Origin of the sequence: Streptomyces sp. NPDC021115, assembly GCF_044333065.1 — a bacterium.
Classification (GTDB): Bacteria; Actinomycetota; Actinomycetes; order Streptomycetales; family Streptomycetaceae; genus Streptomyces.
In genome coordinates this window covers 247922-268831 of sequence record NZ_JBIRQF010000007.1, presented here as the reverse complement: position 1 = coordinate 268831, position 20910 = coordinate 247922, and the positions used below count along the sequence as shown (strand labels likewise).

Annotated in this window: 11 protein-coding genes, 1 tRNA gene and 2 pseudogenes; 8 read left to right on the top strand and 6 right to left on the bottom strand. The window is 69.9% G+C overall.

The window, feature by feature from the left end; genetic code table 11:
* Window positions 1-72: 72 nt before the first annotated feature.
* From ACH4TL_RS23570 to ACH4TL_RS23555, 4 genes and pseudogenes are all read left to right on the top strand, one after another.
* The gene (locus tag ACH4TL_RS23570; protein WP_398317402.1) at window positions 73-6858 is read left to right on the top strand and encodes a polymorphic toxin-type HINT domain-containing protein; all 6786 of its coding nucleotides are present in this window, start codon (window positions 73-75) and stop codon (window positions 6856-6858) included.
* Complete coding sequence (locus ACH4TL_RS23565; protein WP_123101745.1) at window positions 6855-7289, top strand: Imm10 family immunity protein; 435 nt, start codon at window positions 6855-6857, stop codon at window positions 7287-7289. The genes ACH4TL_RS23570 and ACH4TL_RS23565 overlap by 4 nt, the downstream gene beginning before the upstream one ends.
* Before the next feature lie 576 nt (window positions 7290-7865).
* Window positions 7866-8957 carry an integrase core domain-containing protein gene (locus ACH4TL_RS23560; RefSeq protein ID WP_398317762.1) on the top strand — a complete coding sequence of 364 codons (1092 nt, stop codon included), beginning with the start codon at window positions 7866-7868 and terminating at the stop codon, window positions 8955-8957.
* Window positions 8958-8988: 31 nt separating this feature from the next.
* Window positions 8989-9219 (top strand): annotated as a pseudogene (locus tag ACH4TL_RS23555) (integrase); the annotation flags it as partial.
* 29 nt (window positions 9220-9248) lie between these two features.
* Here the strand turns inward: ACH4TL_RS23555 and ACH4TL_RS23550 are convergent.
* From ACH4TL_RS23550 to ACH4TL_RS23540, 3 genes and pseudogenes are all read right to left on the bottom strand, one after another.
* Window positions 9249-10379: pseudogene (locus ACH4TL_RS23550) on the bottom strand (IS1380 family transposase); the annotation flags it as partial.
* Between the two features lie 687 nt (window positions 10380-11066).
* A tRNA-Pro gene (locus ACH4TL_RS23545) sits at window positions 11067-11143 on the bottom strand.
* A 111-nt stretch (window positions 11144-11254) separates the two neighbouring features.
* On the bottom strand, window positions 11255-11716 hold the full coding sequence (locus ACH4TL_RS23540) for a MerR family DNA-binding protein (RefSeq protein WP_398317398.1): 462 nt from the start codon (window positions 11714-11716) through the stop codon (window positions 11255-11257).
* Between the two features lie 55 nt (window positions 11717-11771).
* Between ACH4TL_RS23540 and ACH4TL_RS23535 the strand changes: the two genes are divergently transcribed.
* Entirely contained in the window at window positions 11772-12461 is a 690-nt protein-coding gene (locus tag ACH4TL_RS23535; RefSeq protein ID WP_398317395.1) for a transketolase, read from the top strand.
* Window positions 12462-12520: 59 nt separating this feature from the next.
* Window positions 12521-13429, top strand: coding sequence for a transketolase family protein (locus ACH4TL_RS23530; protein WP_398317392.1), 909 nt, complete (start codon window positions 12521-12523; stop codon window positions 13427-13429).
* Window positions 13430-13436: 7 nt separating this feature from the next.
* On the opposite strand, the gene ACH4TL_RS23525 is transcribed toward ACH4TL_RS23530, so the two are convergent.
* Window positions 13437-14387: an alpha/beta fold hydrolase gene (locus ACH4TL_RS23525; protein ID WP_398317389.1), complete on the bottom strand. Its 951-nt coding sequence runs from the start codon at window positions 14385-14387 to the stop codon at window positions 13437-13439.
* A 244-nt stretch (window positions 14388-14631) separates the two neighbouring features.
* Here ACH4TL_RS23525 and ACH4TL_RS23520 point away from each other — a divergent pair, with 244 nt between their 5' ends.
* On the top strand, window positions 14632-17853 hold the full coding sequence (locus ACH4TL_RS23520; RefSeq protein ID WP_398317386.1) for an amidohydrolase family protein: 3222 nt from the start codon (window positions 14632-14634) through the stop codon (window positions 17851-17853).
* A 34-nt stretch (window positions 17854-17887) separates the two neighbouring features.
* On the opposite strand, the gene ACH4TL_RS23515 is transcribed toward ACH4TL_RS23520, so the two are convergent.
* Entirely contained in the window at window positions 17888-18889 is a 1002-nt protein-coding gene (locus ACH4TL_RS23515; RefSeq protein ID WP_398317383.1) for a LysR family transcriptional regulator, read from the bottom strand.
* A gap of 70 nt (window positions 18890-18959) precedes the next feature.
* On the opposite strand from ACH4TL_RS23515, the gene ACH4TL_RS23510 reads away from it, so the two are divergent.
* Complete coding sequence (locus ACH4TL_RS23510) at window positions 18960-20081, top strand: C4-dicarboxylate ABC transporter (protein ID WP_398317381.1); 1122 nt, start codon at window positions 18960-18962, stop codon at window positions 20079-20081.
* 33 nt (window positions 20082-20114) lie between these two features.
* Here the strand turns inward: ACH4TL_RS23510 and ACH4TL_RS23505 are convergent, their stop codons facing one another.
* The gene (locus tag ACH4TL_RS23505) at window positions 20115-20870 is read right to left on the bottom strand and encodes a helical backbone metal receptor (RefSeq protein ID WP_398317378.1); all 756 of its coding nucleotides are present in this window, start codon (window positions 20868-20870) and stop codon (window positions 20115-20117) included.
* Window positions 20871-20910: the final 40 nt, after the last annotated feature.

Genomic DNA, 20910 nt, shown 5'->3' with positions numbered 1-20910 from the left:
AGACCCTTACGGCACACCGTGCTCGCGGTGGGCCTGACTCTGGCCGTCGGTCTTCTGCCGCAGGACGCCCCCATGACCGAAGCCGATGGCGTGTCCAGACCCGGCACGCAGAACGACCTGGACGCCCCGGTCGAGGGAAAGAACGCCAAAGCGCGCGCATATACCGCCTCGGATGCGGCGGGCAAGGCGGCGGTGAAATCCGCCGCCCCGAGCCACTGGCCGAAGGCCGCGGCGGACGAGGTGACACTGGCCAAGCGGCCGTCCAGGGCCGAGGGCCTCCCCATCACGGTCGCCGCAACCGGCCGGACCAGCCCCGACTCGGTGCGCGTGGCCGTCCTCGGCCACAAGGCAGCCCAAGCCGCGGGAGTCGACGGGCTGCTGCTCACCGTGGCCCGCACCGATGGCGCTGGGAAGGGAGGACCGGTCGAGGTCGGTCTCGACTACGCCGCCTTCGCCCACGCCTACGGCGGAAGCTACGGCTCCCGGCTGCGCCTCGTCCAATATCCCGCATGTGTCCTGACCACTCCGCAGGAGAAGTCCTGCCTCAGTCCCAGACTGCTGAAAAGCGCCAACGACACAGGTGAACAGACCCTGACCACGACGGTCTCCGCGGCCGCCGATACCCCGCAATCGCGTGCCGAAGGCGGCCGGGGTTACGGCGCTCCGGTCACTGTTCTCGCCGCCACCGCCACCGCCTCCGGCGACCAGGGAGACTTCGGCGCCACTTCCCTGCAGCCCTCGTCCCAGTGGAGCGTGTCCAACTCCTCCGGAGCCTTCAACTGGTCCTATCCGCTCACCGCTCCCCCGGTTCCGGGTGGGCTCGCGCCCGAGGTCTCCCTCGGCTACAGCTCCCAGTCCATCGACGGGCAGACCTCGACGACGAACAACCAGGGCTCCTGGGTGGGCCAGGGTTTCTCCTACGAGCCGGGTTACATCGAGCGTCGCTACAAGCCATGCGCGGATGACGGCCACGATGACAGCTACGGGGACCAGTGCTGGGGCGGTGACAACGCCACCATCTCGCTGGCAGGCGGCGCCTCGGGGGAACTCGTCAAGGATGACGCGACGGGCGAATGGCATATCAGCTCGGACGACTTCAGCAAGGTCGAAAGACTCACCGGTGCCACGAACGGCGATGGTGACGGCGAATACTGGAAAGTCACCTCGGACAACGGCACCCAGTACTTCTTCGGCCTGAACCGGCTTCCCGGGTATGCCACGGGCGACGAAACGACCGACTCCACCTGGACCGTCCCGGCGTACGGCGACGACTCCGGTGAGCCCTGCTACGACGCCACGTTCGCCAAGGCCTATTGCGCCCAGGCATGGCGGTGGAACCTGGACTACGTCGTCGACCCGCACGGCAGCGCCATGTCGTACTTCTACGGCAAGGAGACCAACCACTACACCCAGGGCCTGAAGACCGATGAGAACGGCAAGCCGTACGTCCGCGGCGGCTACCTCAGACGCATCGACTACGGACAGCGCGACAAAGAGGTATACGACACCAAGCCCTCCGCCCGGGTCGTCTTCAGCACCGCTGAGCGTTGCATCGGGGACCTGACGGACTGCTCCGCGGACGCGCTCACCGATGCCACGGCCGCCGACTGGCCGGACGTTCCCTGGGACCGCAACTGCAAGGCCAGCACCAAATGCAAGGGCCAGAACTCACCCACCTTCTGGACCCGCAAGCAGCTCAACAAGATCACCACCCAGATCCGCGACGGCAACAGCTCGTACGAAGACGTCGACGCCTGGACGCTCGGTCATGTGCTGACCGACAACGGCGACGGCTCCAAGTCGCTGTGGCTCAAGTCCATCGACCACACGGGCCTCGTCGGCGCGGATGTCTCCGTGCCCTCGGTGAAGCTGTACGGCAAGCAACTGGCCAACCGCGTCGACGTCCCCGGGGACAACATCCAGCGTTTCATGCGCTTCCGGATGTCGGCCGTCGAGAGCGAATCCGGCAGCGTCCTGTCCGTCAACTACGCCGAACCCCAGTGCACCTCGTCGAGCCTGCCCAGCCCGGGCAAGTCCACCCTGCGCTGCTACCCGGTGAAGTGGAACCCGCCCGGTGTCGAGGACCCCATCACCGACTGGTTCCACAAGTACGTGGTGGCCTCCGTCGTCGAGACCGATCTGGTCGGAAACAGCCCCGACCAGATCACGTCGTACACCTACCTCGGTGACGCTGGTTGGCGTAAGTCGAAGCCGGACGGCCTGACCAAGTCCGAGTACCTCACCTGGGGCGACTGGCGCGGCTACGGAAAGGTCCGCGTCCGGACCTCGGACGGCACCAACAGCGCCTCCAACACCAATACCGAACACGTCTTCTTCCAGGGCCTGGACGGCGACAGCAACCCCGGCGGTGGGACCCGCACGTCGTCGGTGACCGACTCCACCGGCACCACCTATGCCGACTCCGACTGGAAGTCGGGCTTCGAGCTGGAGACGACGACGTACGACGGTGACAAGGTCGTCTCGAAGTCGGTCAACACCCCTTGGACCAAGGTCACGGCAACCCATGCCGCGAGCTGGGCGACGACGAATGCCCGCTACGTCCGTCCGCTCAGGACGGACACCTACACCGCACTCGCCGCGGGCGGCTGGCGACAGACCGCCTCCACCAACACCTACGACGACACCACCGGCCGCATCATCCAGGTAGCCGACCTGGGCGAGACAGGTGTCGCCGACAACCAGTGCACCCGCACCGAGTACGCCGACAACGCGAACAAGCACTTGTACGCGTACGTCTCCCGCGTGGAGACGCTGAGTGTGGACTGCACAACCGCGCCCGACCGTTCCCAGGACGTCATATCCGACGACCTGACGCTCTACGACGGCACCACGGCACCGGGCACCGCTCCCACCCAGGGCAACCCGACCACCGTCAAGCGGCTCGCGTCGCACAACGGGAAGACGGCCACCTACCAGACCGTCTCCACGACGACGTACGACGGCTACGGACGCCCGCTGACCGTCAAGGACGCGGCCGGCACTCCGAAGACCATCGCGTACACGGACACCTACGGCCTCGCCACCGCCAAGACCGAGACGAACACACTGGGCTGGGTCACGAAGACGGAGTACGCCCCCCAATGGGGTCAGCCGACCGCCCAGGCCGACGTCAACGACAAGCGCACGGAACTCTCCTATGACGGCCTGGGCCGACTGACCTCGGTGTGGCTCCCGGACCGCCCCAAAGCCTCCGACTTCTCCCCCTCGATCAAGTACACCTACGGCATCCGCACCAACGCCCCCAACTACATCCGCACCGAAAAGATCGAGAAGGGCGGCACCACGTACAGCACCGAGTACACGCTGTACGACGGCCTGCTCCGCCCCCGCCAGGTGCAGACGGACGGCGAGAAAGGGGGCCGTCTCATCGCGGACACGTATTACGACGGCTCCGGCCGTGTCGTGAAGACCAACGACACGTACTACACCACCGGCGCCCCCGCCTCGGCACTCTTCGAGCCGAAGGGCGCCGACATCGACGGGCAGACGGTCACCGAATACGACGGCGACGGGCGCACCACGGCCACCATCTTCAAGGTCGCAGGCGCCGAGAAGTACCGCACCACCTACGCCTACGGCGGCGACCGCGTGCACATGGACCCGCCGAGCGGCCAGACCGCGACCACGACCATCACCGACGCCCGGGACCGTACGGTCGAACTGCGCCAGTACAAGGGCACAGCCCCGCAGCCGTCCGGCCCGGGCACGGAGTACATCTCCACAACCTATGGCTACACCCCCTCGGGCGAACTGGCCAAGGTCAAGGACAGCGAGGGCAACACCTGGTCGTACGAGTACGACCAGCGACACCGCAAGACCGGTGCGGTCGATCCCGACACCGGCAGGACCGTCTTCTCCTACGACAGCCTGGACCGCCAGACCTCGGTCACCGACGCCCGGGGAAACACCACGACCACGGTCCACGACCCGCTGGGCCGGGCGGTGTCCACGTGGCAGGGCGCCGCCGACACTGGCACCAAATTGTCGGTGACCAAGTACGACACCGTGGCCAAGGGCGAGCCGTACGGCGTCTACACCTACAAGGACGGTGCGGTGCACTCGTCGGTCACCTATCCGGTGCTCGACGCGAACAACGACTACAAACCGACCTCGACAAAGTACTTCCTGTCCAAGACGGCCGAGCCGCAACTGGGCGGAACCTATGAGTTCAACACCCAGTACAACGACGACGGCACCGTTCAGGGCCAGAACTTTCCCGCGGCGGGCGGCCTCCCCGCCGAGGCCGTCTCCTACCAGTACGACACGCTCCAGCGCCCCACAGCCCTCAACACCTCCCTGGGCGGCGGCACATACGTCTCGGCCGCCCAGTACTCCCCCACCAACCAGCTCGAGCAACTGGAGCTGAACACGGGCGGGTCCGCGGCCAAGAAGACGTGGCTGACCTACGGCTACGAGCAGGGAACCAAGCGCCTGACCAACGCGCGGGTCGATGTCGAAGGCGCCTCATCCATCGCCTACGACGCCGACTACACCTATGACGCGGCGGGCAACGTCCTCTCCATCGCCGACACCCCGACCGGCGGCACCCGCGATGTGCAGTGCTTCGCCTACGACAATCTGCGCCGAATGACCGAGGACTGGACCTCCTCGGTCACGTCCGACGGCGCGAGCGGCACCGGCTCCCCGGACGCGGCCTGCGCACCCTCACCGTCGTCGAGCACGGTCGGCGGTGTAGCCCCCTACTGGCACAGCTACAGCTACGACGCCCTCGGCAATCGCACCGCGGAAACCCTCCACGGCGTCAGCGGCACCGCATCCTCCACGAAGAGATACTCCTACGGGGAGAACGGCGCGGGCCCGCACCAGTTGACCAAGGTCGTCACCGAGAAGGCCGCCACCTCCACATCGCCCGCAGTCACCGCACAGGACACCTATGCCTACGACGCGACGGGCAACACCGAAGCCCGTGTCCTGAACGGCGACGCCCAGTCGCTGACCTGGGACAAGCAAAACGACCTGACCCAGGTGACGAACGCGGACGGCACACAGTCGTCCTATGCGTACGACGCCACCGGCAACCGGCTGCTGCGCAGTTCCCCGTCGGAGACGACGTTCTACCTGCCCGGAATGGAACTGCATCAGAACAAGTCCTCCGGCACGGTCACCGCCACGCGTTACTACTCCCTAGGCGACCAGACGGTAGCGGTCCGCGACACCGGCGGCGTCACCTTCCTGTCCGGCGACCACCACGGCACCGCCCAGCTCGCGGTGGACGCCGCCACCGGACAAACCCAACGCCGCCGCCTGGGCCCCTTCGGCCAGGTGCGCGACGACGACTCCTCGCCCGCCTCACCCTGGGTGGACGACAAGGGCTTCGTCGGCGGCACCAACGACGACACATCCGGCCTTGTGCATCTGGGAGCGCGCGAATACGACGCCTCCGCCGGCCGTTTCATCTCCGCCGACCCACTCATCGACTACACCGAACCACAGCAGATCAACGGCTACGCCTACAGCTACAACAACCCTGTCAGCTTCTCCGACCCCGACGGACTGATGCCGGCCGACTGCCTGTACGCCGGTGTGCAGTGCAGCCTCAAGAACAACGGCGGCTGGGACGTCAAGGCCACCAAGACCTACTACACCTACTACAACGTGCGCGCCCCCAAGGAGACCCCGGCCCACTACACGGCCCGCAAGGCACGCGCCAAAGCCGATGTGGCCAAGCAGCGCGCCGTCGCCGTGGCCAAGGAACTCAGCAAGATCGTCGCCGATGAACTCGGCATCACCGACGCCCTGGACTGCTTCACCACCGGAAGCCTGGGCTCATGCGGCGCCACCGCGGCCAACCTCGTCACCTCACTTATCGGAGGCGGCCCGCTCGCCAAACTGATCTCCAAATACGGCGTCCGCCTCGACAAGGCATACGCTCTCGGAAAACGGATCGTCGGCCTCGGCAGAAGACTCTGGGCGGCCTTCAAGGACTGGCGCAAGAGCAACAAGGCAGCCGAGACAGCCGCGTCCTGCGCGGCCAACAGCTTCACTCCCCGTACCAGAGTCCTGATGGCCGACGGCACGACCAAGGCCATCGAGGACGTCGACATCGGCGACAAGGTCCTAGCCACCGACCCCAAGACCGGCAAGACGAAACCCGAAACGGTCACCGCCGAGATCAAGGGCAAGGGCCTCAAACACCTCGTCAAGGTCACCCTCGACCCCGACGGCAAGAAAGGCCCCAAAAAAGCCGCCTCCATCACGGCGACCGCCGGCCACCCCTTCTGGGTCCCCGAACTGGGCCAGTGGATCGACGCCACCGACCTCAAGGCAGACCAGTGGCTCCGGACCAGCGCCGGCACCCACGTCCAGATCACCGCCATCAAGCGATGGACCGCGCAGTCGGCGGCAGTCCACAACCTGACCGTCAGTGAACTCCACACGTATTATGTGCTGGCAAGGAACGCTCCCGTCCTGGTGCACAACACCGGCGGTAACGGCCATATGTGCGACATCAGTGCGACAGCCCGTGATGGGAGCACGCGGGTAGATGTCACGCTGGAGAGCGGTGACATGACTCCTGAGGAGGATGCACTCGGCTACCCCAACAATGTGGCTTTCACACATACAGAGCATCGATTCTCGCGTATGGCAGGTGCCTCCACTGGGCCGAGAGTTTCACTTCCGAATGATCCATTCGCCGGAAAGTACCCGTTGAGTCCTGGCGACGTGGTTACGATGCGAGGTCAGCTTCCACCTTGCTCAAGGTGCAGGGGAGCGATGAACCGCATGGTCAGGGAACTGGGAGTGTCAGTTACATATGAATGGTCCGGGGCCAAAGGCGCTGGAACCTGGGCGGCACGAGGGGGCATGAGGAAATGAGATTGACCGCCACAAACGTCGGCTTCTTCGAGGACTACGAGGACGAGGAGGTTCTCGAGGTAGCGATCGCCGGGGTCGATGACGCGGGCTCCAGGAGGTCAATCTCAATCCAGCGATCCACCTACGAGCCTGACGAACAGGAAGTCCAGTCTGGAATGGACTCCTACAACATCTCGACAGAACGGGGCTTCACGGTTTATGGATGCCTGCACAGCGTACGGCTTACCGATTCACTACTCACCCTAGAATTCACAGCCGAGGATGCGGAAATTCTTGAAATCCCCACTCCCGTGGAAGTAGATCTACGCGAATCAGGGACCACCAATGCAGATCTGCGTAACAAGCTTCGCGCAATCTTGGATTGGGGATCTCACGAGAAGCGGCCGCAGATGATTGGAATGAGCATTTCCGATCCACCACCTGGAGAGTGACTAACTGACCGCAGGCGTTCACCCCAGGAACTCTGCCGGAATTCTTTCCTGCAGAGTTCCTGGGGTGTTTGACGGCAGCATCAGGGGACGACGGCTACCTGTAGGTGTTGCCGGAAAGTAGGCCACCTGGGCTGATCCTGTGCCTATGCCGCTCGGAAAGTCATCGCTGCCGATCAGGCGGCATAGCAGTACTCGTTGACGATGCCTGCGCTTGCCGAGAATGTCATCCGCCCTGGTAGGAGGCATGCACCCGGACTGGCGGTCGTCGGCTCCGTCGCTCGAGTCGGCGCTCTCGCGTAGCCGGTGGTCCACGCGTCATGATGATCGATCGTGCTGCTACGACTGTGCGGGGGCCGGTAATTCATCCACGCAGGTGAGAGCTTGATCAGAGGTCTTCGACTTTGGCCGACGCTCGTCCCAGCGTCTTCACTTGTGCAAGGCTGTAGGTGCCGGATATTACGTCCGTGCAGGTCGCGCTGTCGGTGAGCTTGGAGAAAGGTCAACGCGATCGCTTCTCTCCTCCCCTGGGCCAAGACCGGGTGTAGCCCATCCGCACCGACCGCGAGATGCTTGACTGTGCTGCTGCGACTCCTCTACCTCACCGTGTCGACCGTGTTCACGATCGTACGACTCGTGCCGATGAGCGATCGCGAGAAAGATCTGGAGATCCTGGCCCTGCGCCACCAAGTCGCCGTGCTGCAGCGCACGGTAGGCCGCCCGCAGCTGACCTGGCCCGACCGGGCACTCCTGGCGGCCCTGCTACACCGCTTCCCACGAGCACGGCTCCGCCGACTCCGCCTGATCGTCTCTCCGGACACTCTCCTGCGCTGGCACCGCGACCTGCTCCGCCGCCGCCACGCAAAGGCCTCCCGTCCCAAACGCCGTGGCCGACCACGTACCGTCCGCTCCATCCGGATCCTGGTTCTGCGCCTCGTACGAGAGAATCCGAGCTGGGGCTACCGGCGTGTGCACGGCGAACTCTCCGCCCTCGGCATCAAGGTCGCCGCCTCCACGGTATGGAGCATTCTCAAAGAACACGGCATCCCGCCCGCACCCGAGCGGGAACACACAACCTGGGCGACCTTCTTACGTTCGCAGGCCGACGCCATCCTCGCCGCCGACTTCTTCGAAACCAAGACCCTGACCGGGGCGACGCTGTACGTCCTCGCCGTCATCGAACACGCCAGCCGACGCATCCGCATCCTCGGCGCAACCGCCCACCCGACCGCGGCATGGGTGACCCAACTCGCGCGGAACATGGTCATGGACCTCCACGACACAAACGCCAGGGCGAAATACCTGATCCGGGACCGGGACGTCCGCTACCCAGCTGCCTTCGACGCAGTCCTGCAGGCCGAGGGCATCAAGGTCATCCAGACCGGCGTCCGGATACCCCGCATGAACGCCATCACAGAACGGTGGGTGCGGTCATGCCGGGCCGAGCTCCTCGACCGCACCCTCATATGGAACAAGACCCACCTGCTCCACGCACTACGCGAGTACGAGCAGTTCTACAACGATCACAGACCCCACCGCACTCTCAAGGGCGCCGCGCCTCTCCGCCCGCTGCCCGCGCCGGTCGTCCAACCGGACAGGCTCGCCCACCTCAACGTCCACCGACGCGACCGCCTCAGCGGCGTCCTCCACGAGTACCACCACGTCGCATGACCTGCACGGACGTACTTCTCGGCACCTACAACGGTCATGCCGGGCCGAGCTCCTCGACCGCACCCTCATATGGGACGAGACCCACCTACTCCACGCACTCCGCGAGTACGAGCAGTTCCACAACCATCACAGACCCCACCGCACCCTCGAAGGCGCCGCGCCCCTCCACCCGCTACCCGCGCCGATCGTCCAACCGAAGAGGCTCGCCCACCTCGACGTCCGCCTCAACGGCATCCTCCACGAGTACCACTATGTCGCATGACCTGCACGGAAGTAATTCTCGACACCTACAGTGTCGTGCAGGGGCAGGTTGCGCAGGCCGGTGGCGCGGGCGGCGCGGATGCGGTCTTCGGCTCTTGCGCGCTGGCGGTGGCGGAGTTCGAGTGCGGCGATCGGAACGTCGGCGGTGTTGGTGGCGAAGGCGGTGAGCCGCATGCCGTCAGCGTCGGTGAGGCGCAACTGGGCGCCGGGGTGGGGGCGTTCCTTGCGGACGATGAGCCGGATCCCCTTGGGCCAGCCCCTCAGGCAGTCGCTGGAGGAGTGGAGTTCGGCGACCCAGGCGCCGTCGCGGATCTCGCCGCCGGGCTCGATGGCCGCCGTCCAGGCCAGGGCGGGAACCTTGAGGACGGCCTGGTGGATGGCATCGGTGATGGTCATGCCGACCGAGTACGACAGCCACCGCCCGCGCTGGGCGAGCCAGGCCACGAACTCGTGGGTGCCGCCACCGGAGTCGGTCCGCAGCAGCGTCTGACGCCCGCGTCGGTGTTTCTTCGGCAGTTGGGCCAAGGCGAGTTGGGCTGCCTCGATGTGGTCGGCGGCCGTGTTCGACCCGGCGTTTCCTGGCCGCAACAGGCCCGTCACCGGTTCCCCGGAGCCACCGGATCCGTGGTCGACGAACCCCATCAGCGGGTGGTGCCCGAACGCCCTCTTCCAGGTCGCGGTGGCGTCCTGCTTCTCGTAGTGCGACAGGACCAGGACCCCGTCGATGTCAACGATGACCTGGCCGTCCGCGTCCGGCGCCCTGTCGCCCGCCAACTTCCACACGCGTTCGCGCACTTCGGCGCGGGCTCGGCGGATGCGGGTCAGGGCCCGTTCGCCGCCTGCGGCGAGGGCGTCTATCAGGCAGGAGACGGTCGGGTCGGAAGCGACGGTCCCGAAGAGGGCCGGTTCGGCCCTCAGCATGGCGACATCGGCCAGGCAGTCCCCGCCCAGTGCCACCGCGAGCGCCATGTCCAGCAGGATCTTGCCTGGGTCGTGCACCGCCCGCGTCCGGCGCCACGGCGCGAGCGCCTCCGATATCGCCGCATCCAGCCCAGTCTTGCGGACCGTTTCGACCAGCAGCACGGCCCCAGCCTGCGAGACCACCGACCGGCCGCCGCCCTCCAAACAGACATGCGGATAGGACCCGATACGCTTCTTCACCTGGGAAGTGCCTCCGGCTGGTACGGGAAACAAGGACTTCGACAATCCTCATTCTCACTGGTCAGAGGTACTTTCTGCTGTTCTGATCACCTACCAGACAGCCCACTTCATGAAAGCGCGAGGTTTAATGCCATCACCTCTGCTCGCTTGACACATTTTTTCTTCCGGCGAGACCTCCACGGGCTGTCTCGCTACGGCGCTCCAGAGCCGGATACAGCGCTCACGCCCTGGGAGTGCCCTATCTACCGACAGACGCCAAGGGGCTTTGCCGCGCCTTGACGCAGACACTCCACGGCGACCAGGACACCCGCGCGCTAGCTGCCTGCGGAAACCGGCCCGGAGAGATCACCAGTGGTCCACCCCACCCCTGTCGCATGGGGAGCACGGTGCCGTGCTCCCACCCGGAAAGGGGGCCGGGAGCCGACAAGGGGTTCTTATGCCTCTCGATGCAGAGAGCATCCAGATCAATGGGGTGACCTCAGGGGCCTACGGTTGACGACGGCACGCAGGGGCTCGGCACGGCACGGTAGGTCTACCGGATCGGGTGACGGATGAATCGGACACCGTTGACACGTCTGCGAGTTGGGAGCACGAGGGCTCCCAGAGGGCTCCCTATCGCTCCCTGTCCAGACACGACAAAGGCCGCTTCCGCTACCCGCGGAAACGGCCTCCGACCTGCGAAAACGCTGGTCGGGACGACAGGATTTGAACCTGCGACCCCTTGACCCCCAGTCAAGTGCGCTACCAAACTGCGCCACGTCCCGGTGCTTGTCCGGCTTGGGGCTTTGCCCTCGCCGACCGCGCATGAAGAACAATACCGCACTTCAGGGGGTGCTCGCTGCCACCCCTGGGTGGGGCCGTGGGGCGAGGTGGGGTTACGGGGTGTGTGCGGGGGGTGGCGGGGTGTCGCCGAGGAGGTAGCGGGCGCCGGGGCCGTGGGTGGAGGCGGTGTCGGAGGGGTTGCAGAGGGCGCAGGTGCGCAGGGAGAGGCAGCCGCAGCCGATGCAGCCGGTGAGCTTGCGCTTCAGGCGTTCCAGGTCGGCGATGCGGTGGGTCCGGGTGCTGGCGACGGCGCTCCACTGGGTGGCGGTGGGGGCGCGGTCGGAGGGGAAGCGGGAGAGGGCCGCGGCGGCCTCGTCGAGGGTGAGGCCGGCCTGCTGGGCGGCTCGGGTGAAGGCGACGCGGCGGAGGGTGGCGCGGGGGTAGCGGCGCTGGCGGGCCCGCGGTGCGTTCGGAGTGGATCGGGCCGAGCTCCTCGTAGTAGCGCAGGGCCGAGGTGGCGAGGCCGCTGCGGGCGGCCAGCTCCCGAGGGTGAGGCGGTCGGTGGATGAGGTCATGGGCGGCGATGCTAGCGCTTGACTTCAAGTCGACTTGAAGTTGCAGGGTCTCCGTATGACACCGACCTACACCGATCTGCCGCCGTTGATGAGCCTGATGACCGGCGACGAGAAGCACGGGCCCGCGGCCACCTCCACGCTCGACGCGCTCTGGGTGCTGTACGACCGGGTGCTGCGCGTCTCGCCGGAGACCGTGGACCATCCCGGGCGGGACCGGTTCCTGCTGTCCAAGGGGCACGGGCCGATGGCGTACTACGCCGTGCTCGCGGCCAAGGGGTTCTTCGCCGACTCGCTGCTGCGGGGGTTCGGCTCGTACGACTCGCCGCTCGGCCATCATCCGGACCGGGTGCTGGTGCCGGGGGTCGAGATCAGCAGTGGGTCGCTCGGGCACGGGCTGCCGCTGGGGGTGGGGACGGCGCTGGGGCTGCGGGCACAGGGGCGCGAGGGGGCGGACGGGCCCGCGGTGTGGGTGCTGATCGGCGACGCCGAGCTGGACGAGGGCAGCAATCACGAGGCGATCGCGTACGCGGGCGCCGCCGGGCTGGAGCGGCTGCACACGCTCGTCGTCGACAACGCCTCCGCCACCCACGGCTGGCCCGGCGGCATCGCCTCCCGGTTCGAGGCCGCGGGCTGGTCCGCGGCGACCGTCGACGGGCGGGACCACGAGGCCCTGTACGACGCTTTCACCGCGCCCCATCCGGGACGGCCGCGTGCCGTCGTCGCCCGGGTGGAGGCGAAGGGGTGAGAAGGCCAGAGGGCCAGGAGTTGTGAGTTATTTGTACGGCGATTTGAGGGGATTTCTTCGTGGACACCATGCGTGAACGCTTCGCCTCCACCGTCTCCCGCCTCCTCGACGACGACCCCCGGCTGGCCGTCGTCCTGGCGGAGATCGGCAAGGACGGCTTCGACGGCGCCCGGCGGGCCCACCCCGACCGGGTGATCAACGTCGGCATCCGGGAGCAGCTGCTCGTCGGGGTCGGCGGCGGACTGGCGCTGACCGGGATGCGGCCGATCCTGCACACCTTCGCCAGCTTTCTGGTGGAGCGGCCGTTCGAGCAGGTGAAGCTGGACTTCGGGCATCAGGGCGTGGGCGGGGTGCTGGTCAGCGCGGCCGGGTCGTACGACTGGCCCGCGGGCGGCCTCACCCACATGGCGCCCGGTGACGTCGCCCTGATGGACACGCTCGACGGCTGGACGGTGCACGTACCCGGCCATCCCGACGAGGCCGAGGCGCTGCTGCGGGACGCGGCCGCGGCCGGGGACGACTCGGTGTACGTACGGCTGTCGGCGCATGCCAACGCGGCGCCGCGGGCCATCGTCCCGGGGCGGTTCCACACCGTGCGGGAGGGGCGCGGCGGGGTGGTGGTCGCGGTCGGGCCGATGCTCGACGGCGTGCTCGCGGCCGTCGAGGGGCTGGACGTGACCGTGCTGTACGCCACGACCGTGCGCCCCTTCGACGGGCGCGCGCTGCGGGCCGCCGCGGACGCCTCGGTCGCGGACGTCGTGCTGGTGGAGCCGTATCTCGCGGGCACCTCGACGGCGGCCGCGAACGACGCCCTCGCCGACGTTCCGCACCGGGTGCTGGGGCTCGGCATCGCCCGCCGCGAGCTGCGGCGCTACGGGACGATCGAGGAGCATCTGGCGGGGCAGGGGCTGGACGCGGTCTCGTTGCGGGAGCGCATCGCGGGGTTTCTGCCGAACGCGAAGGCGTAGGAGCGGCTCAGAGGTGCTTGTCGAGCCAGTCGAGGAGGTCCTGCTGGACCTCCTCGCGGTTCGTCTCGTTGAGGATCTCGTGCCGGGCGCCCTGGTAGCCCTTCCAGCTCAGCTCCCGGGTACCGCCGTAGCGGAAGTCCTCCAGGAGTTCGTAGACCAGGGTCATCCGCTGGTTGCAGGGGTCCTCGGTGCCCACCGCCAGGTGGACCGGGAGCGACGCCGGGACGCGGGCCTGGTTGCGCGGGTCGTTGATCTTGCGGACGGCGCGCAGCCAGTCCAGTGAGAGTCCGGTGCTGAAGGGGAAGCCGCAGTGGTCGTCGGCGGCGTAGGCGGCGACCTCGGCCCGGTCCCGGGAGAGCCATTCGAAGCCCGTATCGAACTCGTACGGGTCGTTGAACGAGGCGAACAGCGTGGGGGTGAAGGTGGACAGGGCGGTGCGGCCGCGGTCCGCGATCTCGCGTTCGACGGCCGCCATCGCGTCCTCGATCTCCGCTCCCGGCAGCGAGCGGAAGGTGCCGGAGAGGATCAGCCCGGCCAGTTCCCCGCCGTACTCCTGGGCGCAGTCGCGGGCCAGCATGGAGCCCATGCTGTGGCCGAGCAGGACCAGCGGCAGTCCGGGGTGGTCGGCGCGGGCCCGGTCGCCGATGGCGCGCAGGTCGGCGACGATGGCCCGCCAGCCGTCGCCCTCGTCACCGGAGGCACCGACCACCCCGAGGCCGCCGGTGGACTCGGCGGTCGCCCCGTGGCCGCGGTGGTCGGAGGCAACGACCACATAGCCGTGTCCGGCCAGGAAGCGGGCGAACCGGTCGTAGCGCCTGGCGTGTTCGGCGGCGCCGTGGGCGATCTGGACGATCGCTCGCGGGGCGCTCGACTCCGGCTGCCAGACGTACGTCGCGACGCGCACGCCGTCCGGGGCGGTGTGGTGGTCCATGCGGTGGGTGATGCCGCCTGCTGGCATGCGTATCACGTCTCCCGGGCCGGTGGTCGAGGGCGGAATCCCACTCTCCCCTCGGCGGGCCGCCAAGCCAAGGCCATGGGCGGGCGTTGTTGCCGCCGCGGACGGGTGTGGGTGTGTGTTGACGCCGCGTCGACAAGGTGCTGACGGGGTGTTGACCGGGAGCACGTGCGGTGTGTAACGATCAACCGCTTTCCGTACCACTTGCAACTCCTGAATCGTGCAACTCCCTGTACCAGGAGGACCGTTGGCTACACACGAAGCACCTGACACACCATCGGAGAGTTCGTCCGCCCTCTCCCGGCGGCGCCTGCTCCAGGCGGCAGCCGCGGGGGCCGCCGTCGCCGCAGGCACCACCGCGCTGCCCGCCGAGGCGGTCGCCCAGGCCGCGGCCCGGGCGGAGGCACGGCGGGTCTCGCTCTCCTTCACGGCGGCCACCAACGGCGCCGCGTCCCTCTCCCCCTCCGGCGACCGGCTGATCGCCGAGGTCCAGAACGTGCTGTGGTCCGTCCCCCGCAAGGGCGGCGAGGCCAAGGCGCTCACCCCGCCCGATCTGGAGCCCACCCGTCCGGTCCACTCCCCCGACGGGAAGCTGCTGGCCGTGTGCGCGTACCGGGGCGGCGGCTTCCACATCTGGACGCTGCGCCCCGACGGCTCCGATGTGCGGCAGCACACGGACGGGCCGTGGGACGACCGCGGTCCGGCCTGGTCGCCCGACGGCACCCGGATCGCCTTCGCCTCCGAGCGCGGCGGCGACCCGGTGGCGGGCAGCCCGTACCGGGTGTGGGTGCTGGAGCTGGCCAGCGGCGAGCTGACCCAGCTGACCGGGCTGCCCGGCCAGGAAGGGCCCCTCCAGAGCGGCGCCTGGGAGGACTTCGACCCCACCTGGTCCCCGGACGGCGAGCGCGTGCTGTTCGTACGCGGCGTGCCCGCCGGGACCGTGCTGGACGCCCGTACGGTGGCCTCCGTACGCGCGGACGGCACCGGTCCTGTGACCACCGAGCGCACCGATCCGACCACCGGCGCCCAGGTGATGACGCCGTCCGTGTCGGCGGGCGGCACGCTCGCCTATCTGCGCACCACGGTCGCGCCCGACGCGTCCTGCACGCTGGTCGTGGACGGCGCGGTGGTCGCGGTCAAGGGCGATGTACAGCCGGTGCCGCCGCGCTGGGTCTCGCGCGAGGAGCTGCTGCTGACGGTGGACGGGCGGTTCCGGGTGGTGCGCCCCGGCGCGCCGGCCAAGGGCGAGGAGATCCCGTTCGCCGCCACCCTGCCGGTCGACCGCCCCCGGTACCCCGTCAAGCGGTACGACTTCGAGGGCGGCGGGGCGCGTCCGGTGCGCGGGGTGCATCTGCCCGCGCTGTCGCCGGACGGCCGCAAGGTGGCCTTCGCCGCGCTCAACTCCCTCTGGATCGCAGACGTCTCGGGCGGCCGCGCCCCGCACAGGGTCGTCAAGGCGGACGCCACCCGGTATCTGCTCGCGCCCTCCTGGACGCGCGACGGGCGCGCCCTGGTGTACGCCGACGACCGCGACGGGCTGCTCGCGGTGCGCCGCCGGGACCTCGCCTCCGGTGAGGAGAAGGTGCTCGCGTCCGGTGGCCGGGTGCATCCCGCGCTCTCCCCGGACGGCAAGCGGCTCGCCTCCATCGACATGTCGGGAAACCTCGTCGTACGGGACCTCGGCGCCGGTACGGAGAAGGTGCTGGCCGCCCCGCTCGGCGCGGGCGGGCTGCCCGGACGGCCGACCTGGTCGCCGGACGGCCGGTACGTGGCGCTGTGCGACCGCAACCGGCTGAACCAGAGATTCCGCGAGGGCTACAACCTCATCCGGGTCGTCGACACCGGCAGCGGCACCGCGAAGCTACACGCCGTCGCGCCGCACACCTCCCTGACCGACCGCTACGACTCCGGCCCCGTCTGGTCCCCTGACGGCCGCCATATGGCCGTCGTCGCCGAGTCCGTCCTGTGGCTGCTGCCGGTCCGGCCGGACGGCAGCCCGGACGGCGAAGCGCGGAGGCTGACCGACGAGGCGGCCGACCATCCGTCCTGGTCCGCCGACTCGGGCAGCATCCTGTATCTGTCGGCGGGCAAGCTGCGGCTGCTGGACGTCGCGAGCGGCGACGCCCGTACGGTGCGCGTCGCGCTCGACCACCGGCGGCCGCGCCCGGCCGACACCGTGGTGCACGCCGGACGGTTCTGGGACGGCACGGGCGGCGGGGGCACGGTCCGCGAGGACGTCGATATCGTCGTACGCGGCGGCCGGATCGCCGGCGTCGAGGCGCACCGCGGCGGGCGGTCGGCGAAGCGCCGTATCGACGCCTCGTCGCACACCGTCGTCCCCGGGCTGTGGGACGCCCACACCCACCCCTGGCAGTACACCTACGGCGGCCGCCAGACCGCGCTCCAGCTCGCGTACGGCATCACCACCGCCGTCTCGTTCGGCGGCTTCGCCTATGAGCAGGCGCGGCTGCGGGAGGCCGTCGCGGCGGGCGATCTGGCCGGGCCGCGGCTGCTGGCCACCGGGGAGCTGCTGGACGGATCGCGGGTGGCGTACAGCATGGCCCGCGCGCACCGCACCCGGGACGGGCTGCGGCGCTCGCTTGACCGCGCGGCGGCGCTCGACTGGGACTTCGTCAAGACGTACGTCCGCGCGCCCGGCTGGATCATGGAGGAGGCCGCCCGCTTCGCGCACGACAAGCTCGGGGTGCGCTCAGGCAGCCATCTGTGTACTCCCGGCATACAGCTCGGCCAGGACCTGACGACCCATCTCCAGGCCACCCAGCGGCTGGAGTTCGGGCATGTGACGACGGCGACCGGACGCGCCGAGCAGGACGCGACGGAGATCTACACGGCCTCCGACTTCCGGCTGATCGGCACGCCGTTCGCCGCCCAGCCGCTGGTCGGCGCGGACCCCTCGCTGGCGGAGGACGAGCGGGTCACCCGGCTGATGCCGCCGTGGGACACCGCGCTGGTGCGGCAGCTCGCCGGAGCGCCCCCGACCGACGCCCAGCTGGCCACCCTGCGCACCGAGATCGACATATACCGGCGGGTCCTCGCCGGTGGCGGTGTGTTCGCCCTGGGGACGGACCAGCCGCTCACGCCGGTGGGGCTCAACCTGCACATGGGGCTGCGGGCGCTGCACCGGTTCGGGATGTCGCCCGCGGAGGCGCTGCGCACGGTGACGGTCCTCCCGGCGCGGGCGTTCGGCGCCGACCGGGACCTGGGCACCCTGGAGGTCGGCAAGCTGGCGGACCTGACGGTCGTGGACGGCGATCCCTTCACCGACTTCGACTCGCTGGTACGGACGGTCTCGGTGCTGCGGGGCGGGGTGCCGTTCGAGCAGCGGCAGCTGGTCGAGGCGTTCCCGGCGCCCGCCGGGGCCCGTGCGGCACACGGGCGGTCCGAGAAGCACTGGCTGGAGGTGGGACGGCAGTTGCGCCGCGACGGATGCTGCGACCTGCACATTTGAGGACTGGCTGAACCACTGAAGCGCCGGGCCCGGCTCAGACGGTGGGAGCCGGGCCCGGCCGCGTCAGGCCGAGCAGATCGCGGGCCGGTCCCGTGGGCTGCGGGCCCGACGGCCATACGGCGCGCAGATCGCGCCGTAGCGGGATGTCCGGGACCGCGATCTCCACCAGGCGGCGGGCCGCCAGTTCCTCGCCGACGGCCAGGCGGCTGAGCACCGCGGGGCCCGCCCCGCTCACCGCCGCCGCCTTGACGGCGGTAGTGGAGGCCAGCTCCAGCAGCGGCGCCGCCAGGCCGCCGTGGGCCACGAGGGCGGCGTCCAGCACCTGCCGGGTGCCAGAGCCGCGCTCGCGGAGGATGAGCGGTGTGGCGGCCAGTTCGGCGGCGGCCGGTGGGGTGCGGCGGCGGGCCCAGGGGTGGCCGGGGGCGGTGACCACGGTGAGGCGGTCATGGCCGATGACCGTGGCGTCCAGCCCGCTCGGGGTGTCCAGGCCCTCGACGAAGCCGATGTCCGCCTCGCCGTCCAGCAGCCGCCCGGCGACGGCCGCCGTGTTGCCGGTGAGGAGCGAGACGGCGGTGTCGGGGCGCAGGGCGCGCAGCGCGATCAGCCAGCCGGGCAGCAGATACTCGGCGATCGTCATGCTGGCGGCGACCCGCAGCCGGGAGTCACGGCGGTCGCGCAGCGCGTGCACGCCCGCGTCGAACGCCTCGGCCGCCTCCACCACGCGCCGCGCCCAGTCCGTGACGAGCGCCCCGGGTGCGGTGAGCCGGGAGCCGCGCGGCGAGCGGTCCACGAGCGGAACGCCCAGCCGCCGTTCCATCGCCCGGATCCGGCTGCTCGCGGCGGGCTGGGTGATGCCCAGCTCCCGGGCGGCGCGGCCGAGGCTGCCGAGCCGGGCGACGGCGAGCAGCAGCTCCAGCGCGCCGAGGTCGGGGACGCGGTGGGCGAGCGGGGTGGGCAGCGTCAGGCCGTCGTCGCCGGATGGGGAGTCCTTCCGGCCCTGCCGGCTCTTCCCGCCCGCCCGGCTGCGCTCGCTCATAAAGCCAGCTTATGCCCTCATAGGAAAGAAGGGCCTGGTGGGAGGCGCTGCGGCGGGCGAAGGTGCGTTCATGGTCACTGCCGCGCCCGCACCGCCCCTCCCCGCCACCGCCACCGCCGAGGACCGCCCCGGCACGCGTCCCCGGCCGTCCGTACGCGGGCTCGGCCCGAACTGGTACGCCACGGTGATGGGCACCGCGATCGTGGCCACCGCGGGCGCCGGGCTGCCGGTGCGCGTCCCTGGGCTGGACGGCGTCTGCCGGGTGGTGTGGGGGCTGTCGGCGCTGCTGCTCGGCGCCGTCCTGGCCGCCCGCGCGGCGCACTGGGCGCGCCACCGCGACCGGGCCCTCGCCGATCTCCTCGACCCGGCGGTCGCCCCCTTCCACGGCTGCCTGCCCATGGCGCTGACGGCGGTCGGCGCGGCGACGCTGTCGGCGGGGGCGGAGGTGATCGGCGTACGGGCGGCGGTGGCCGTGGACGCGGTCCTGTGGCCGGCCGGAACGCTCACCGCCCTGCTGACGGCGGCGGGGATCCCGGCGCTGATGGTGACGCGGCACCGGATCGGCCCCGGTGAGGCGTCCCCGGTGTGGCTGCTGCCTGTCGTGGCGCCGATGGTGTCGGCGGCGGCCGGTCCGGCGCTGGTGCCGCATCTGCCGCCCGGGCAGGGCCGCTCGGCGCTGCTGCTGGGGTGTGCGGCGCTGGCCGGGGCGAGCCTGCTGGCGACGCTGCTGATGCTGCCGCTGATCTTCGACCGGCTGGTCCGCCACGGTCCGCTCCCGGCGGCGATGACGCCCGCGGTCCTCCTCGTGCTGGGCCCGCTCGGGCAGTCCACGACGGCCGCGGGCGCGATGGCCGACGCCGCGGCGTACGCGGGGGTTCCTCAGACCGCCGCCCGGTTCGCCTCGGTGGTGTACGGGGTGCCGGTGATGGGGTTCGCGCTGCTGTGGCTGGCGACGGCGGGGGCGCTGGTGGTGGGGGCGGCGCGGCGCGGGCCGTTCGCGATGACCTGGTGGGGCTTCACCTTCCCGGTGGGCACCTGTGTCACGGGGGCGACGGCGCTGTCCCGGCACACCGGTCTGCACGCGCTCGGCTGGCTCGCGGTGGGGCTGTACGCCGCCCTGGTGACGGCGTGGGCACTGGTCGCGGCGCGCACGGCGCTCGGCCTGGCGCGCGGCACGCTGCTCGCGCCCTAGGAAGCGCCCTGTCGACGAAGCGTCCTGGAAACGTCAGCGGGCCGCCGCCAGCGCCGCGCCGAGGACGGCGGGCGCCTCCGCCAGCGAGGGGCCGTACCAGGTCAGATGGCGGCCGCTGACGAGCGCGGCGGGCAGCCCGGGGAACGCCTCGGGCCCGTCGTCGGCCGTGAAGCGGTACGGCTCGTCCGGCAGCACCACCAGCTCCGCGCCGCACCCGGTCAGCTCGTCGACCGGGATCCGCGGGTAGCGCTCGGCGTGCCGCGCGTACAGGTGCCGTACGCCCAGCCGGGCCAGCAGATCCCCGGCGAAGGTGTCCCGGCCCAGCACCATCCACGGCCGCCGCCATACGGGCACCACGGCCCGCCGCTCCGGCCCGGCCGCTCCCGCCGCCCGGACGTCCGCCCAGGCGGCCTCGGCCTCGTCCAGCCAGCCGGGCCGGGGCAGTCCGCAGCCGCCCACCAGGACCCGGTCCAGCTCGGCGAACGCCTGCTCCAGCGTCCGTACCTCGGTCACCATGACCTCCAGCCCGGCGGCGCGCAGCGCGGCGAGGTCGGGGGCGCGGTTCTCCTCCTCGTTGGCGAGGACGAGGTCCGGGGCGAGGGCCGCGATCCGGGCGGTGTCGGGGTTCTTGGTGCCGCCTACGCGCTCCGCGCTCAGCCCGGGCGGATGGCTGCACCAGTCGGTGACCCCGGTCAGCAGCCCGGGCGCGGTGGCGGCGACGGACTCGGTGAGCGAGGGCACCAGGGACACCACGCTCCGTACGCGGGCACGCGGGGCACGAGGGCTCATCGCCCCACCGTACGCGCGGGAACGGCCGCGCGAACGACCG

What these genes read in the sequence shown, in the direction of transcription:
- ACH4TL_RS23570 (WP_398317402.1), top strand. Translation starts at nt 73, where the DNA reads ATGACCGAAGCCGATGGCGTGTCCAGACCCGGCACGCAGAACGACCTG.
- ACH4TL_RS23565 (WP_123101745.1), top strand. Translation starts at nt 6,855, where the DNA reads ATGAGATTGACCGCCACAAACGTCGGCTTCTTCGAGGACTACGAGGAC.
- ACH4TL_RS23540 (WP_398317398.1), bottom strand. Translation starts at nt 11,716, where the DNA reads ATGACCTCATCCACCGACCGCCTCACCCTCGGGAGCTGGCCGCCCGCA.
- ACH4TL_RS23535 (WP_398317395.1), top strand. Translation starts at nt 11,772, where the DNA reads ATGACACCGACCTACACCGATCTGCCGCCGTTGATGAGCCTGATGACC.
- ACH4TL_RS23525 (WP_398317389.1), bottom strand. Translation starts at nt 14,387, where the DNA reads ATGCCAGCAGGCGGCATCACCCACCGCATGGACCACCACACCGCCCCG.
- ACH4TL_RS23515 (WP_398317383.1), bottom strand. Translation starts at nt 18,889, where the DNA reads ATGAGCGAGCGCAGCCGGGCGGGCGGGAAGAGCCGGCAGGGCCGGAAG.
- ACH4TL_RS23510 (WP_398317381.1), top strand. Translation starts at nt 18,960, where the DNA reads ATGGTCACTGCCGCGCCCGCACCGCCCCTCCCCGCCACCGCCACCGCC.
- ACH4TL_RS23505 (WP_398317378.1), bottom strand. Translation starts at nt 20,870, where the DNA reads ATGAGCCCTCGTGCCCCGCGTGCCCGCGTACGGAGCGTGGTGTCCCTG.